Raw genomic sequence first — 15,682 nt, 5'->3', positions numbered from 1 at the left:
GATTTATAAGTTTCTAGTTTCTAAATAATACTTTAATAGGCTTCGCTATACTGTCAAAAGGAATTTCTTGAGGAGTAATAGGCGTATTTTCTCTTAATTTACCTACTCCTTTAGCAATAATTTTCTCTCCTTTAGAGACTCCTTCTTTGATAACATATAAGTTGTCTATTTCATCTTGAATTGTTACTACAGATGAGGTAGCTTTATTTTCGCTATTTAGTTTATAGACTAATACGCTACCTTGCTGTTCAAAAGTAGATGTTTTAGGAAGCACTAGAGCGTCTTTGTAAAGGGTAGGTATTTTTACAATCCCGCTATTACCATTAGTTAAAATTTGGTTCGGGTTCTCAAACATTGCTCTAAAGCTTACAGTACCTGTACTTTTATTAATTTGCCCGGTTACTGTTTGTATTTTTCCTTTTTCACTATAAATCTCACCATTTGCTAGTTGAAGTAATATAGGAGGGAAGTTATTTACTTTTTCTTGAATTGTTTTTCCTTCTGCTTTCTGAATAAAATCTAGATAATCACTTTCATTCATAGAAAAGAATGCATACACTTGCTTAATATCAGACACGGTAGTTAATGGGGTTGCATCTGTTGGGCTAATTAAAGATCCTTCTCTGTAATTAATAGCACCCACATAACCATCTACTGGGCTTTTTACAGTAGCGTAACCAATATTAGCAGCAATACTTTGGTAACTACTTTTGGCTTGTTCTAACTTTGCTTTTGCAGTTTCTAATTGAACATTACTAATAATGTTTTTTTCTACCAATGGTTTTAATTTATCTACTTCTACTTGAGCAGCATTTACATTAGCTTTAGAGGCAGCAGCATCTTGAGTTAGACTTTGTGTCTCTAATCTAAAAAGACTTTGGCCTTTTTTTACTTTCTGCCCTTCGTCAACTAATACCTCTTGAATGTAACCTTGTACCTTTGCGCGTACACCACTACTTACTACACCCTCTATACTTGTTGGGTAAGATTTGTAACCTGTAACATCTTTAGTAGGTACACTAATTACTGGAAATGGAGCTGGTTGAGAGGCTTGAGCTGGTGATTGGGTTTCTTCTCCACAGGAAATTAAAAAGAAAATCCCGGCGATTAAGCCTATATTTTTAATTACTTTTTTCATTTTTTATATATGTAGGTTAAAATTTATTGATCGGTTAATTGAGACATTTTCTCTATTGTGTCTTTTATATTTTTTTGCTGATTAATTAGATATTCTTTAAACAGAAATGAAACTCCTCCACTTTTTTGAAACTTGTGTTTATTATGGTTGCTATTATAATCTGTTATTTTATTTACTATTTTTATTTCTTCTGTAATATAATCTAGCTCTTCTTGCATAGAGTTAATTAAGTAGCTCTTACTAGATCTAAAATATCTTTTTCTGTCTCCAGGTTTAGTAAAGTATTCTACTTTTTTTAGTTGAAGTAATAAGTTAAGTTGAGTAGAAACAGAACTTTTACTGGCACACGTCATTTCTACAATTTCTTCAAAAGAATTACCATCGTAGGGTGATAAAATCATGATTGCATAGATTCTAGCTGCTAATGGAGACATTTGTTTCTCCTGCTCAAAATGCAGCCCCACCTCTTCAATTAATTTTTTCTTTTCAGCACAAAACATATAATTCAAATTTAAGTTTGCAAATATATAATTGGTTCGGAAGTTACCGAACTATACAAACTTAAATTCTTGTTAAAAAATTTCAACTAAAATTTTATAGGGTTTGGACAGAGGAGAACAGAAATGGTTTAATTGTAAAAGAGAGTATTTTTAAAAATTAACTTCAATTTTTAAACTTTGAGTGATAGAATTACCTTCTTGGTCTACAACTGTTAACGTATGTTTTCCTTGCGTTGGGAGGTAAGAAATTTCATGAAAAGTCTGTGTGCTTTTTATAAATTCTTTATCTATATACCAATATAATAGGGTTTCAGGGTTTCTATGAGCAATTTTTAAAACTACCGGATTAGTTTGTTCTTTAAAATTTTTTGGCAGTAAAATAGTTTCATTTTTTTTAGGATAAATAAATTGCATTATTTTTTCTCCTTCTTTTAAACAGTTATCTTTAAAAGGAGGTAACTCTTTGTATTCAGGATGTTTTGGCGCATAATAATACTCCATAATTGGAGGGAGAGAAAACCAGCTTTTTCTTTTCATTGCAGTTAACTCATAACAAGAGGAGTTTACTTGAAACTGTTCTGTTTCATCTAAAAAAACTTGTTGATGATAATTACAAGGCTCTGTACGTATTCCTTTTTTGGGTAACCATTGTTGTTCTGTATTCTCACAATGTAAACCTGCTAAATGTCCACTTTTTTTACATACTTCAATTTCAACAAGGTCATCAAACGGAATTTTAAAATCTTCTGCGTTTGGTAATTTATCAAAGCTTTCAAATAAAATAGGAGCAGCAGCTTGTAAACCAGTTAATCCTGGTCGACCTTCTCCGTCGGCATTTCCCACCCATACACCAACGGCAAAGTTAGAATTTACCCCAACAGCCCAAGCATCTTTAAACCCATAGCTGGTCCCTGTTTTCCAAGAAATAGTTTGAGAGTTAGAGAAAAAGTTCCAATTCTCTTCCCCCATAGGTCGGTTTACTTCTTCTAAAGTTTTTAAAGTGTGATAAATAGCTCCAGCATTAAATACTTCTGGCTGAAATTGATTTTTACCAAAATTTACTTGTTGGTTAAGTGTATAAATTGGTTCTGAAAATTCATTAGGTTTATACTCACTAGAAGATGAGGTAAAGTGATTTAAGGTAGAAGCCATACCCGCGTAAGCATTGGTAATATCCCATAGAGAGCTTTCTGCGCCTCCTAAAATTAATGAAAGACCATAATAATCTGCAGATTTATTAATATTTTTAAGCTGAAGTTTTTCTAGCTGATGATAAAATTTTTGTAACCCATATTGTTGAAGCATTCTTACTGCAGGAATATTTAAAGATTTTGCTAAGGCAATGCTTGCTGGTACGGCACCGCTAAATTCTTTATCAAAATTTTGTGGGCTATACCCATTTACAGAGGTAGGGATATCTGCCACTAAAGTATGTGGGAGCAAAACTCCTTCATCTAGCATTGCAGCATATAGAAATGGTTTTAAAATACTTCCTGTGCTTCTAGAACGCTGAATTATATCTACATAATTGCTGTGTGCTTTGGTGGTAGGTGAGTTGCCAACGTAAGCCAAAACTTCTTTTGTATTTACATCTAGAATTAAAATAGCTAGATTATGAATTTCATTTTGACGTAAAACTTCATAATTTTTACGTGCAATCTCATTCACTTGTTGTTGAAGAGAATATTGAATGGTAGAGGTTAGCTGTTTCCCTTTAAAATCATTTCTTAATTTTTCGGTAAGATGCGGAGCTATTTCTGGCAGTTTTAAAGGTTTACTAGGCAGTTTTTCAGCTATAGCTAACTCATATGTGGTTTTATCAATTACATCATTTGTAAAAAGCTTTAACAGCAATCGGTCTCTTTTTTCTTTAAAAATTATTTCATTTTTCCCCGGAAAAATAAGTGCAGGTGCATTGGGTAAAACAGCTAAAGCAGCCGTTTGGCCCCAGCTTAAATCTTGTGCTGAGGTGCCAAAATAACGCCAAGCAGCAGTTTCTAATCCTACTACATTACCACCAAAAGGAGCATAAGTGGCGTATAGGTTAAGAATTTCTTCTTTACTAGCTCGTAATTCTAGTCGAGTAGCTTTAAAAATTTCAATAATTTTTTCTGCATAAGTACGCTTTTGGTTTTTACGGGATAATCTAATTACTTGCTGAGTAATGGTGCTTCCTCCGCGTCTATTTTTAGTAGATAAATTTTCCCAAAGAGCTTTGCTAATAGAAATTGGATTAAAACCAGGATGAGCATAAAAATACTCATCTTCAAAATTTAGAATACATTGTTCAAACCTATAAGGTACGCTGTCTTGCTGAGGAAATCTCCACTGTCCATCGTTGGCAATTCTAGCCCCTAGCATTAAACCTTCTCTACTTTTTAATACGGTAGAAATAGGTTCTTGAAATAAAGTTTTGGGTAAACAAAAAAGCCACACCAATCCTACAATGAATAGCAAACCTATTTTGATAGGATGTCTTTTTAGAAAGTGAAACATTTTTTATTTAATTCTAAATTTGTCACCTCGAGCAGAGTCGAGAGGTCTTTTTTTTAAAATAATTAGGATAATGATACCCTGAAACAAGTTCAGGGTGACGTTTTTTATTACTTTCTAGTTTAAAATTACTGTACCACTTTAATCCATTTTCCTTGAGTTCTAGCAAAATAGGTATTGTCATACATTGCTTCTGCTTGCGTACCTGGTAAATAGTAAGTGCCTAAATAAGAGGCGTTAAGTTTCACGGTAAATACTTTTGTTTTTTTCTGATTTAAATCAAAATAAAAATTTACTCGGTCATCTCTAATATCTTTATAATCTGCATTTCCATCTGCGCCACCACCAAGATCTGTAAAGCTAGTATTTACCACCTCCCAACCACTCGGGAAAATTTGAGACAAAGCAATATTATCTACATTATTCATAGAGGTGTTGGTTACGGTTACTTTTGCAATCACTTCTGTACCTTGACGTAGATTAGAAACATCTAAAGTGCTTCCTGTTGCATCAAAAAATTGTGTTTTTACAGAAAGTTTATTTTGTTCTGTTAGTTCTTCCCCTAAAGGAAGTTTTCCGCTTTGCGAAACAGTTACATATAAAATACTTTCTTTTTGATTTTCTATACTTAGTTTATTGGTGCCAGTTTTAATTGTTAAACTTCTTTCGGCAAGTGTTTTGGCAGTTTTAATTGTTTCTTTATCTCCATTGATGCTATAATTTACTTCTATTTCTTTTCCTCCATTTTGGTTTGCCATTTTAGCTAAAGCTAATAAAGCATAAGAAGTTTCTTGTGTACTATACCAACTAGAAGAAGAAAGGTTTTTAGCTAGAGAAATAGCTAATTCTCGTTGTTGATTGTCTTTTAAAATAACCATTGTTTCTAGAGCCATCGCTTTATTTCTAAATGGAGAACCATACGTATATCGATTATATTTTTGTGACTGAAAATTGATATTTGCAGTGGCAGAAATTTCTTTAGCTACACTTGCTTTACCCACTAAGGCATAAGCGCCAGCAAGACGCCATTTGGCATCGTTGCTCATTTCTCCAGACTCTCTTAAGCGATTCATTGCAGCTAATTCTGGTTGTCCTGCTAATGCCAAGGTATACAATCTGTATGCTTGTATAAAGCTAGAATTATATTGGGTTCTAGAATTTCTCCATTGTCTAGCTTGGTTTTGTTGGTACTTAATCCAATTACTTAAAAATGTAATAGGTAGGGCGTATCCTTTTTTCTTAGCTTCTAGCATAAAGTGCCCTGCGTAATTTGTACCCCATTCATCTGCTTCCGTATTACCTGGCCAATAACTCAAACCACCGCTGCTAGTTTGAAAATTATTTAAACGATTAATGGCGTGCTTAATGTTTTTTTCTATTTTTTGTTTTTTATGGAAAGAAAGATCAAAAATATCTCCCATAAATAACTGCGGAAATGCTCCAGAAGTAGTTTGCTCTACACAACCGTGTGGGTATCTAATTAAATACTCCATACGTTTACTAAAGTCCATAGGAGGTAATGTAGAAAACTCTACAGAAGCGGCATTGCTGCCATCTACTCCAAAAGTTGTAAATTCTATTTTCTGACTTTGATTATTCTCTAAAGTATAGGTGGTAGATTTTTGAGAAATTGGATTTGGGTTTTCTACATCAATCTCTACTAATGTTTTTGCTTTTTCTCCGTTTCCGCTAGCATAAATTTGAAATGTTTGTGGTTGTTGTGTAGGTTTTACTTCAAACTCAAAATTTACAATTTGTTCTCCAATTTGGTTAAATGAAATGTTTTTAGATGTTTTCCCTACAGGAATAAATGCTTCGTCTGCTTTTACACTTACGGTAACATTTTTCACTTGTTTTTCCATAGCAAATACGGTAACTGGTAGCGTAACTTTTTCTCCTGGTGAAAGTTTTCTAGGGAGTGATGCTAATACCATTAAAGGTTTTTTTACTGGGGTTACTTTTTCAGCATTCCCATATGCAGAGGTTTTAGAGCTTCCTGCAATTACCATCGTTTTTACAGAGCCAACATAATTTGGCATGTATAAATTATGAGATTTAGTTTCTCCTGCTTTTAGTGTAAAAGGACCCAAATAGGTGACTACCGGTTTAAAACGATCTGCTTTTCTGTTTTTAGCTCCAGCAGCAGCATCACCACCACCAATTTCATAAATATTATTTACACTTCCAGAATAAGCGCCAATCACATCATCAAAAATATCAAAGGTTTTTACGCCTAATGCTTCTCTTGTATAAAAAGCACCATGAATATTAGGGGTAGTAAACCTAGTTAAATCTAATAAACCTTCATCTACTACGGCAAGGGTATAGGTAATAGGTAAATTATTTTCTTCAGAAATTTTTACAGTATATTTTTCTTCTGGAGTTAAACTAGTTGGTAACTCAATTTTTGGATTAAGTATAGTTGCTGGATTTTCAACTAGTAGTGGTATTACTCCGTAAAGACGTATAGGTAAATCATTTTTAGTTTGATTGTGCGGTTGTAATAAAGAGATATGGATGTACACATTTGGAGCCATTTCTTTAGTTAATGGAATGCTTACTTGCGTTTCTCCTTTTTTAGTTTCTACCCATTGTTTAGAGAGTACTTCTGTGCCATTCTCTATACTAATTAGGGCTCTAGCCTTACTACTTGATGGGAACGTGATTACCGCATCTTCTCCCACTTGGTATTTTTCTTTATCTGCAGAGAAAACCAACATTTTAGCACTTTCTGCATCTCCATCTGAAGGACGTTTACTCCAATTTTGATAAAAATAAACCGTTTTACCAGTAGCGTGACCAGAGGCTTTGTCTATTACTCTAATTAAGTAACGGCCACCTTCATCTTCTGGAATATTAACAGTGAATTTACCTTTACCATTGTTAGCGGTAGTAATTGTAAAATCTTTAACCGGTTGGTAAATGTTGGTGTTTTCATAACGAGAAAGGTTATCGTTACCTCGGCTCCACCACCAGCGCCATTCAATTCTAAACACTTTAATATCTAGCTCTCGGTTACCAGCTGTTTCTCCTTGGGTATTTACACTTACTACCTCAAAATCAGTATTTTTATCTGTGTGGTAAGAACCGTAACGATGAGGTTTTGGTGCTAGAAGACCAACAAAATAATTGTATGGTGCTAAGTTTTTAGAAAAAACATCTATAGAAAAATCACCACCACCTTCATATACCTTGGTTAAAAAGGTAGCTTTAAGCATACCAGGAGCTTTTTTGTTTAAGTCTATTTTCTTGCTAAAGTCAACTTCTCCCTCTGCAGATAAATTGGTGTCTAGTAAAGGCATTTCAATTTTATTAAAAACCCTTACAGGATCTGTAAAAATGTATTTTGAAAAATTATTAAAAACATTTTTAGTAGAAGTAAGAGTAACTTCTGTTTCTGCTCTTAAATTTCTAGCAGGTGCACCGTGTAACCAAGTAGAGCTTAAATTACCAACTATAGGTTTATTAGCATCTAGAATTTTATCTTCAAAATCTAGTTTAATTTTTAATCGGTTAGGTTTTACTGTAGCAATTTTTAAACTTTTAGAAAAATTAACGCCTCCTACTTGAATAGTAGCATTCCAATTTCCTGTTGGGTCTGTGGCTTGTGTTGGAATAGGGAAGTAATAAAATCCGTTTTTAGCTCGTTTAGTATTATTTTCGGTTAAAATTTCTTGTTTTACCAACTTACCACGAGCATCTTTTACTTCTAATTTAATTGGATGATTTCTAGGCAACGGATTGGTTTGATCGTTTAAAGCAAAGGTTAAATGAATAGTATCTCCAGGGCGGTGAACCCCTCTTTCTGTATAAATAAAGCCTTTTAAACCTTTCTCTAAAATTTTACCAGAAATATCAAATTTACTTAAAGAGAGAGCGTTACCGTCTTCTAATTTTGCATAAGCGTAATTTTTACCTTTATGAGCTACGGCAAAAGCAGCTTTTATATCACTATCTATTATAGCAAAACCACCTTTATTTGTTTTTACAGAAGAAATTAGCTGTTGTTGATAGTTATAAAGATCTACGGTAGCACCAGCTTCTGGTGTAGCATTTACTAAATTAGTAGTTACAAAATGGTAAGCGTGATTGTTGCTTTCTTTTACAATTAAACCAAGGTCTGAGCCTAAAACATTTGTAATTAAAAATTGCTCGTCACGATAGTAAGCAGAATTACAAGGGTTTTCTCTTTCTCTCCAATTATAGTTGGTAGTTCTCCATTGGTAAATTTCATTATTCCAATACTTTTCTTCTCGCTCTTCTTCATCAGTTATAGAGTTATTGTTATAATAACTATCTTCACCATCATCATATTCATTTGGAGACGAATTATCTGTAGCTTCATTTTCGCAATTAAAAGTACTGTATTCTTTTTTAAAGCTAATTTCTACTTGATACATTGCACCAGGGTCTGCTTTAATAAACTCCGATATATTAATGGCGTGTGCTTTCCAATTAGTTAATTCAAAATCATTTTTTGTTTTTAAGGTAATGGTTTTTTTAGCAACTCTTCTTCCTACACGACGAATATGGTAAGAGTTTCTTTCATTTAAATTAGCGTTTTGTAAAAACTGAAGCATGTTATCTTCATAAATTTTAATTACACGAACATCAACTGCAGAAAGATTTACGCTTTCAAAATAAATAGGAGTTTTTTGAGAATTAGGTAAAATTACGCCTTTAGAGATTAACCTAACTGCTGGCTTTAATTGCTGAAAAGAAATAGTTTCTGAAATATCTTCTTTTAAGCTAAAACCGTAACTGTTTTTTATGCCTTTATAGATGTTTATGTAAGAACGTTCTTTCACCCTTTTAGAAAGGTAAACTAATAGAATATTACCATCTACTTCAAAGCGTAGCTGGTCTTGGTCAACAATATTTACTAACCCGGTGAAATCTTGATTTTTTTCTAGCGGATCAGAAAAATTAATAGAAAGAGAACTTTGCTCTCCCTGAGATGTTTTTATATCTATTACTTTAAAATTATTTTGCCCAGGAATAGCAAAGGTATTTTCCCCTTTGTTTTCTGCAGAAACAACACTACCATCCCAAGAAATTTCAATTTGAGAGTCTTCTATTTTACGTTGAATGCTATCTATGGTAAAGTTGAAGTAATTTGCATCTTTAGTACCATCTAACCATTTTATAGATAATTTTTTTCCGTCTTGTTGTGCCGTAATTATTTTTTGGGCATTTTTAAAATCAAGAATGTCAGATGCTTCTATAGTACCTTTTACATATTGCCATTTTTTAGAATAAGATTGTAAATTATTAAGATTAATTTTGAAATTAGGCTTAAATGTTTTAAAACTGAATTTATAAGACTTTAGTTCACTTTGTATATCTTCATACAATTCATCTAGACTTAGTTTTACAAAATATTCTGTATCTGGTTTTAAATAGCTATCCGGTTGAAATATTAATGTGCTACTGTTTTCTATAAGTAATTTACCTTTTGTTTTAGGAGAAATATCTAGGTAAGAAGAAGGTATTTCTTGAGAAAGCTCATATTGTTCTAGTGGTTTGGCTAAATCTATACGTATAGGCTCTGCAATAGAAGATCTACCTTGAGTATGAAAAGAGATATACTCTTTAAATTTGAATAAATTGTCTGTACTTTCTTTAGAAGACGAACCCTCTTTACAAGCTGAAAAAATGCATATAAACAATACAGCTATTACTCGGTAATAATTTTTCATGAATAGAAATTTATTGGTCTTTAAAGTTAAGAGAAATAGTTAATAAACTATCTTTTTCTTAAAGCAAAATTAAAGATTGTAATTTGACAAATTGTCACGGTAAACCGTGATTTAAAATGATAAAACAAGAAAGTACTTGCGTAAGCGATAGAGGCTTTGTGGGAGCTCTTTTTGTTTTTAGGAAGTATGAATAAAAATAAAAAAGCGACTGCCGATAGCGCGACCCAAAGGGTTACGCCCAAAAAAGCTTCTAAAAAGAATAATGAATAGTTTATAAATGTTTAAATTTATTAGTTGTAAAACAAAATAGTATGGCAATTAGAAAACCCTTTAACCTAAACCAATGGGTAGAAGAAAATAGAGATTCTTTGAAACCGCCGGTAGGTAATAAAAATTTATATAAAGATGCGGGAGATTATATTGTAATGATAGTTGCAGGGCCCAATGCAAGAAAAGATTATCATTATAATGAAACAGAAGAGTTATTTTATCAGCTAGAAGGTGAAATAGAAGTGCATATTCAAGAAGATGGTGAAAAAAAGACCATGAAGTTAAGTGCAGGTGATATGTATTTGCACCCTGCTAAAATACCACATTCTCCTGTAAGAAAAGCAGGCTCTATTGGTTTGGTAATAGAACGAAAACGAAAAGATTTAGTAGGCGAAGATGGCTTGCTGTGGTTTTGTAATAATTGTAATCATAAATTACACGAAGTATACTTTCCGTTAGAAGATATAGAAAAAGACTTTTTAAAACATTTTAAGCATTTTTATGGAAATGAAGAGTTACGCACGTGCAATAATTGTGGCGAAGTAATGCCAGTAGATAAACGTTTTGTTGCTGAAGAGGAATAACGTTTAATTTTTGCTATTTTAGTAGAAACTAATCGATAAATTTAAAAAACCGCAAAATTAATGAGTAAAATCGCTAAAAATTTCGGAATTGATAAAGCGCTTGTGCAATTAGGACTTCAGGATATAAATAATGGAACCTCTACAGGGAAAGATTTTTTTTCTAACGGAGAAATTATAGAATCTTACTCACCAGTAGATGGTGCTTTAATTGGTAAAGTAAAAGCCACTACGCAAGAAGATTATGAAAAAGTAATAACTACTGCAGAAAAGGGATTTGCGCAATGGAGAACTCTACCTGCACCACAACGAGGTGAAATAGTAAGAAAATTTAATGATGAACTAAGACGCTTAAAAGAACCACTTGGCAAACTTGTTTCTTACGAAATGGGAAAATCTTACCAAGAAGGTTTAGGCGAAGTGCAAGAAATGATTGATATCTGCGATTTTGCGGTGGGACTTTCTAGACAATTGCACGGTTTAACGATGCATTCTGAAAGACCAGGACATAGAATGTACGAGCAATACCACCCGCTTGGTGTAGTTGGTGTAATCTCTGCTTTTAACTTTCCTGTGGCGGTTTGGTCTTGGAACACTGCATTGGCTTGGGTTTGTGGAGATGCTTGTGTTTGGAAAGGATCAGAAAAAACACCATTAACCTCGGTAGCTTGTCAAAATATTGCCGCTCGTGTATTTGCAGAAAACGGAGTGCCAGAGGGTATTTCTTGTTTAATTACGGGAGATTATACCGTAGGAGAAATGATGACAAAAGATGAGCGAATTCCGCTAATTTCTGCTACAGGTTCTACTAGAATGGGAAAAATTGTAGCCAAAGAAGTAGCAGGTCGTTTAGGGAAAACATTATTAGAACTTGGTGGTAATAATGCTATTATTGTAACGCCAGATGCAGATATTAAAAACACGGTAATAGGGGCTGTTTTTGGAGCAGTTGGTACTTGTGGCCAACGTTGTACTTCTACACGTAGATTAATTATTCATGAAGATGTATATGATAAAGTGAAAGAAGCAATTGTAAAAGCATATGCGCAATTACGCATTGGTAATCCGTTAGATGAAAATAACCACGTTGGTCCACTTATAGATAAAGATGCAGTAAAAAATTACCAACATGCCATGAAAAAAGTAGTGGAAGAAGGCGGAAATATTTTGGTTGAAGGTGGCGTTTTAGAAGGTGAAGGTTACGAAAGTGGCTGCTATGTAAAACCCGCAATTGCAGAAGCAGAAAATCATTTTGAAATCGTACAGCACGAAACCTTTGCACCGGTACTTTATATTATGAAGTATAAAGGAGATGTTAGTAATGCGCTAGAACTACAAAACGGCGTTCGACAGGGACTTTCATCGGCGATTATGACTAATAATTTACGAGAAGCAGAGCGTTTCTTATCGGTAGAAGGATCTGATTGTGGCATTGCAAATGTAAATATTGGTACTTCTGGAGCTGAGATTGGTGGTGCTTTTGGTGGAGAAAAAGAGACTGGTGGCGGCCGTGAAAGTGGTAGTGATGCTTGGAAGGTTTATATGCGTAGACAAACCAATACTATTAATTATACTACAGAGCTTCCTCTTGCACAGGGTATAAAATTTGATTTGTAGAAATTAAAATTTCTGTAAGATAATATTAAAAACCCCTGTTTTTTAAGCAGGGGTTTTTCTATTATTAGAAGCTTTTTATATTCGTTATGTAATAATAATTATGGCAAAAGACAATTTTATAACCTACAAACCTTCTGCAGAATTGTTGCCGTATATTGCATATTATTACTTCCACCAATCCAATGATGAAGCATATCAAAAATCTTTTACTTATTACCCCCATTATAAAAATGCACTTACTTCTTATAAAGATGTAGACTATAAAATATTAAAAGATTCTTTTGCTCAAATTTCTTCTGAAGCTAATAAAACTTTAACCACTATCTATTCTAAAATGTATGATGATATTGGTAAGGTAAATTTAAAAGGGGTATTTTCAAAAATAGGGGTTGTGTTTCAGCCTTTAGGTATTCAGCACTTTATTAAACATAATTATAATGAGGTTTTTCCAGAAAATGTGAATATTACTAATTGTTTTGGGGAGGCTTATAACGAAGTGTTACTTGAAGTTTTTTCTATTTCATCTAATAATAAAAAGGCAAGTTTTCTAAATCAGTTTTTTCAAAATCAGTTTGTAGGGCTCAAAGAAGATAGAATTATAGATGCTGCAACTCTAATAATAAAATATGAAGGTCTAATAACGGTTTCTAAAGTGGCATCACAATTAACTATTCATCGTAAAACTTTACTCAGGTTATTTAAGAGACATCTAGATTGTTCTGTAGAAGGATACAAAAACTTAGTGAGGTTTCGTTTTGCATTAGATAAAATTCAACAAGAAAAAAATGTAAATCTAACAGAAATTTCTACAGCACGTTATTATGATCAGTCAGATTTTATTAGACAATTTAAAAAGTTAACCAATCTTCCTCCAAAGAAATTTATGGTTGCTGTGAGTAAGTTAGGTAATGAAGATACCTACTGGAATTTTAAAAATTAGCCTGTCTCAATTCTACAATTATAATTTTAAATAACAGTGTAGTTTTGCATTCGGTATTTTGTTCTAATAAATTTTTAATGATAAAAAATATACTTTGTTGTTTGTTTTTGGTAGTTGGTACAGCTGTATTTGCACAGAGTTATGAAGAGAAATTTTATGTAGCAGATAGTTTGGTATATGCAAGCACAGACTCTATTGCCAACGCAAAAAAAGGTTATCAGCTTTATAAAGAGTTATATAAAGAAGTGCCAGAGCAGATGACGTTTTGGTATTTGTACGATTTGGCTTATGCAGCTAATAAATTTAAAGATGAAGAAAAAGGCTTTTATTGGTTAAGAAAAGCTCTAGAACATTATAAAGAAAAAGATGCCAATTATTTAATAGATGAAGATGCTAAAAGTGACTTTTATAATCTAATAGAATTGCCAGAATGGAGTGTTTTTGAGCGAGAAGTATCTATTAAAGTAAGTGATTATATTGCTGAAATTAAAAATAATCAGCAGCACTTTATACAAAGTGGTTTAGGTAATATTAATCAGCTAAAAGCTAAAAAAGCCAAATCTCTTTACAAAAAAATAGGAGCTTTTAATAGTTACCCAGAAATACCTTCAGAAGTTTTTGGATACATTCAGTTGGATAGTATTGAAGATAATTTTTTTGCAAGAATACCCTCTGCTTATAACCCCAAAATACCTTCAAAAGTACTTTTCTTTTTAAATGGAGCAGTGCGCTATCAAGAGATACCTACCTACCCCACTGCAGAACTTGAAGAAAATTGGCAACGATTTTATAAAATTTATGCAGAAAAGTATAATGTAATAATGGTGTACCCCAATTGCAACAAGCAATATAATTGGATGTTGGGTGATAAAGGCTTTGCAATTGTGCCAAAAGTTTTGCGAGAGCTTAAGAAGTTTGTAAACATAGACGATAATCAAGTTTATGTTACAGGTCATTCTAACGGCGCAACCGGTTCTTTTAATTATGCAATGAAAAACCCAAATAAGTTTGCAGGTTTTTACGGAATGAATACTCAACCTAAAGTATATACTGGAGGTACGTTTTTAAAAAACCTAAGTAATCGTTCTTTTTATAATATTTCAACAGATCAAGATTATTATTTTCCGCCAAAAGCCAATGACACCTTAATGTCTCTAACAAAAAATCTTCAACTTAATTATCAAGATAATCGTTATAATGGTTTTCCGCATTGGTTTCCGCAATTTGATACTTCAGAAGTTGCTATCAAGAGAATTTTTAAAGATTTAATTACCAAGAAAAGAAACCCTTATCCTGCTGAAATTTATTGGGAATGTGATGATGTAAATTACGGAAAAGTTGATTGGTTGTCCATTACTGAATTAGATACACTTCAGCAACAAAAAAAATGGCACCAAAAAGTGAATTTCAATATTCATGAAAAACTGATGTATAATAAGGAAGATTCTTTAGTTGTAAAAAAGGTGTTAGAAAAAGCATTTTATTTCCCTAGAAAGTCTGGAGCTGTAAAAGCAAGTTTTCACAATAATAGATTTGATTTAGAAACATCTAGAGTAGAGGAGTTAACTATTTATATCTCTCCAGAAATGGTAAATATGAAAAAGCCTATTTCTGTATTTGTAAACGGAGAGCAAGTTTATAATAAAAGAATTCGCTATAATAAAGATTTTATACTAGCAAATTTTATGGATTATTATGATCGTAAAACACTCTGGGTAAATGAAATTAAATTGAAATTATAACTTTTAAAATTAATAACTTCCACTTACGGTAATAATATAAAAACCCCTACTTGTTTAAAGTAGGGGTTTTATATTCTATTTAGTTTTCTTTACATATTGTGTTAAAATTACAATATGTTGCCCGTCTACTCGACCTTCAATTTGTTCGGCATTATCCCAAACTAAAGAAATTCTATGTACTGCAGCTCCACGTTTTGCGGTGAAATTAGCTCCTTTTACATCTAAATCTTTAATAAGTACTACAGAGTCTCCGTCTGCAAGAATATTCCCATTACTGTCTTTATGAATTATTTTTTCAGATTCATCTTCGGTGTCTTCTGTAGATTTTGCCCAAGCTAAAGCTTCTTCATCTAGATACATCATTCCTAATAAATCTTGTGGCCAACCTTCTGCACGCAATCTGTGAAGCATTCTCCAAGCTGTAATTTGTACCGGTAAATGCTCACTCCACATACTATCATTTAAACAACGCCAGTGATTTGCATCTACTTTTTCTGGATCTTCTAATTGTGATACACAATTTTTACATGCTAAAATAGAATCGTCTACAGTTTCTTCAGAGGTTGGAGGTACTTGGTAAATTTGTAAATCATGTTCATAACCACAAAGTTCACATTTGTTACCACTTCTATCTATTAATCTTTTTTCAAGTACGCTCATTTCTGTTAATTTTTTGCAAAAATAATATTTTTAAGAAATGAT

Annotated in this window: 9 protein-coding genes; 4 read left to right on the top strand and 5 right to left on the bottom strand. The window is 32.7% G+C overall.

Annotation, left to right across the window (positions count from 1 at the left end; all coding sequences use genetic code 11):
* Positions 1-13: 13 nt before the first annotated feature.
* From BUC03_RS05535 to BUC03_RS05520, 4 genes are all read right to left on the bottom strand, one after another.
* On the bottom strand, positions 14-1,138 hold the full coding sequence (locus tag BUC03_RS05535) for an efflux RND transporter periplasmic adaptor subunit (protein ID WP_073149102.1): 1,125 nt from the start codon (positions 1,136-1,138) through the stop codon (positions 14-16).
* Positions 1,139-1,161: 23 nt separating this feature from the next.
* Complete coding sequence (locus BUC03_RS05530) at positions 1,162-1,638, bottom strand: GbsR/MarR family transcriptional regulator (RefSeq protein ID WP_073149100.1); 477 nt, start codon at positions 1,636-1,638, stop codon at positions 1,162-1,164.
* 150 nt (positions 1,639-1,788) lie between these two features.
* A complete protein-coding gene (gene pbpC, locus BUC03_RS05525) occupies positions 1,789-4,134 on the bottom strand; it encodes a penicillin-binding protein 1C (RefSeq protein WP_073149098.1) in 2,346 nt (781 codons plus the stop codon).
* Between the two features lie 125 nt (positions 4,135-4,259).
* Positions 4,260-9,830 carry an alpha-2-macroglobulin family protein gene (locus BUC03_RS05520; protein WP_073149088.1) on the bottom strand — a complete coding sequence of 1,857 codons (5,571 nt, stop codon included), beginning with the start codon at positions 9,828-9,830 and terminating at the stop codon, positions 4,260-4,262.
* 311 nt (positions 9,831-10,141) lie between these two features.
* On the opposite strand from BUC03_RS05520, the gene BUC03_RS05515 reads away from it, so the two are divergent.
* From BUC03_RS05515 to BUC03_RS05500, 4 genes are all read left to right on the top strand, one after another.
* Positions 10,142-10,684 carry a 3-hydroxyanthranilate 3,4-dioxygenase gene (locus BUC03_RS05515; RefSeq protein ID WP_073149086.1) on the top strand — a complete coding sequence of 181 codons (543 nt, stop codon included), beginning with the start codon at positions 10,142-10,144 and terminating at the stop codon, positions 10,682-10,684.
* A gap of 60 nt (positions 10,685-10,744) precedes the next feature.
* Complete coding sequence (amaB, locus tag BUC03_RS05510; protein WP_073149084.1) at positions 10,745-12,298, top strand: L-piperidine-6-carboxylate dehydrogenase; 1,554 nt, start codon at positions 10,745-10,747, stop codon at positions 12,296-12,298.
* Between the two features lie 100 nt (positions 12,299-12,398).
* Positions 12,399-13,238, top strand: coding sequence for a helix-turn-helix domain-containing protein (locus tag BUC03_RS05505; RefSeq protein ID WP_073149082.1), 840 nt, complete (start codon positions 12,399-12,401; stop codon positions 13,236-13,238).
* 77 nt (positions 13,239-13,315) lie between these two features.
* Positions 13,316-14,980 (top strand): alpha/beta hydrolase, encoded by a 1,665-nt coding sequence (locus BUC03_RS05500; RefSeq protein WP_073149081.1) that lies wholly within the window; start codon positions 13,316-13,318, stop codon positions 14,978-14,980.
* A 75-nt stretch (positions 14,981-15,055) separates the two neighbouring features.
* On the opposite strand, the gene BUC03_RS05495 is transcribed toward BUC03_RS05500, so the two are convergent.
* Positions 15,056-15,640 carry a PhnA domain-containing protein gene (locus BUC03_RS05495; RefSeq protein WP_073149079.1) on the bottom strand — a complete coding sequence of 195 codons (585 nt, stop codon included), beginning with the start codon at positions 15,638-15,640 and terminating at the stop codon, positions 15,056-15,058.
* Positions 15,641-15,682: the final 42 nt, after the last annotated feature.

The sequence above is a fragment of the Mesonia phycicola genome (assembly GCF_900141885.1).
GTDB lineage: Bacteria > Bacteroidota > Bacteroidia > Flavobacteriales > Flavobacteriaceae > Mesonia > Mesonia phycicola.
Note: the sequence above shows the minus strand (reverse complement) of the source record. Positions and strands in the feature narration are given on the sequence as shown.

Bases quoted from the DNA above. Each gene is read 5' to 3' on its own strand.
- amaB (WP_073149084.1), top strand. From the start codon at position 10,745: ATGAGTAAAATCGCTAAAAATTTCGGAATTGATAAAGCGCTTGTGCAA.
- BUC03_RS05500 (WP_073149081.1), top strand. From the start codon at position 13,316: ATGATAAAAAATATACTTTGTTGTTTGTTTTTGGTAGTTGGTACAGCT.
- pbpC (WP_073149098.1), bottom strand. From the start codon at position 4,134: ATGTTTCACTTTCTAAAAAGACATCCTATCAAAATAGGTTTGCTATTC.
- BUC03_RS05505 (WP_073149082.1), top strand. From the start codon at position 12,399: ATGGCAAAAGACAATTTTATAACCTACAAACCTTCTGCAGAATTGTTG.
- BUC03_RS05535 (WP_073149102.1), bottom strand. From the start codon at position 1,138: ATGAAAAAAGTAATTAAAAATATAGGCTTAATCGCCGGGATTTTCTTT.
- BUC03_RS05520 (WP_073149088.1), bottom strand. From the start codon at position 9,830: ATGAAAAATTATTACCGAGTAATAGCTGTATTGTTTATATGCATTTTT.
- BUC03_RS05530 (WP_073149100.1), bottom strand. From the start codon at position 1,638: ATGTTTTGTGCTGAAAAGAAAAAATTAATTGAAGAGGTGGGGCTGCAT.
- BUC03_RS05515 (WP_073149086.1), top strand. From the start codon at position 10,142: ATGGCAATTAGAAAACCCTTTAACCTAAACCAATGGGTAGAAGAAAAT.
- BUC03_RS05495 (WP_073149079.1), bottom strand. From the start codon at position 15,640: ATGAGCGTACTTGAAAAAAGATTAATAGATAGAAGTGGTAACAAATGT.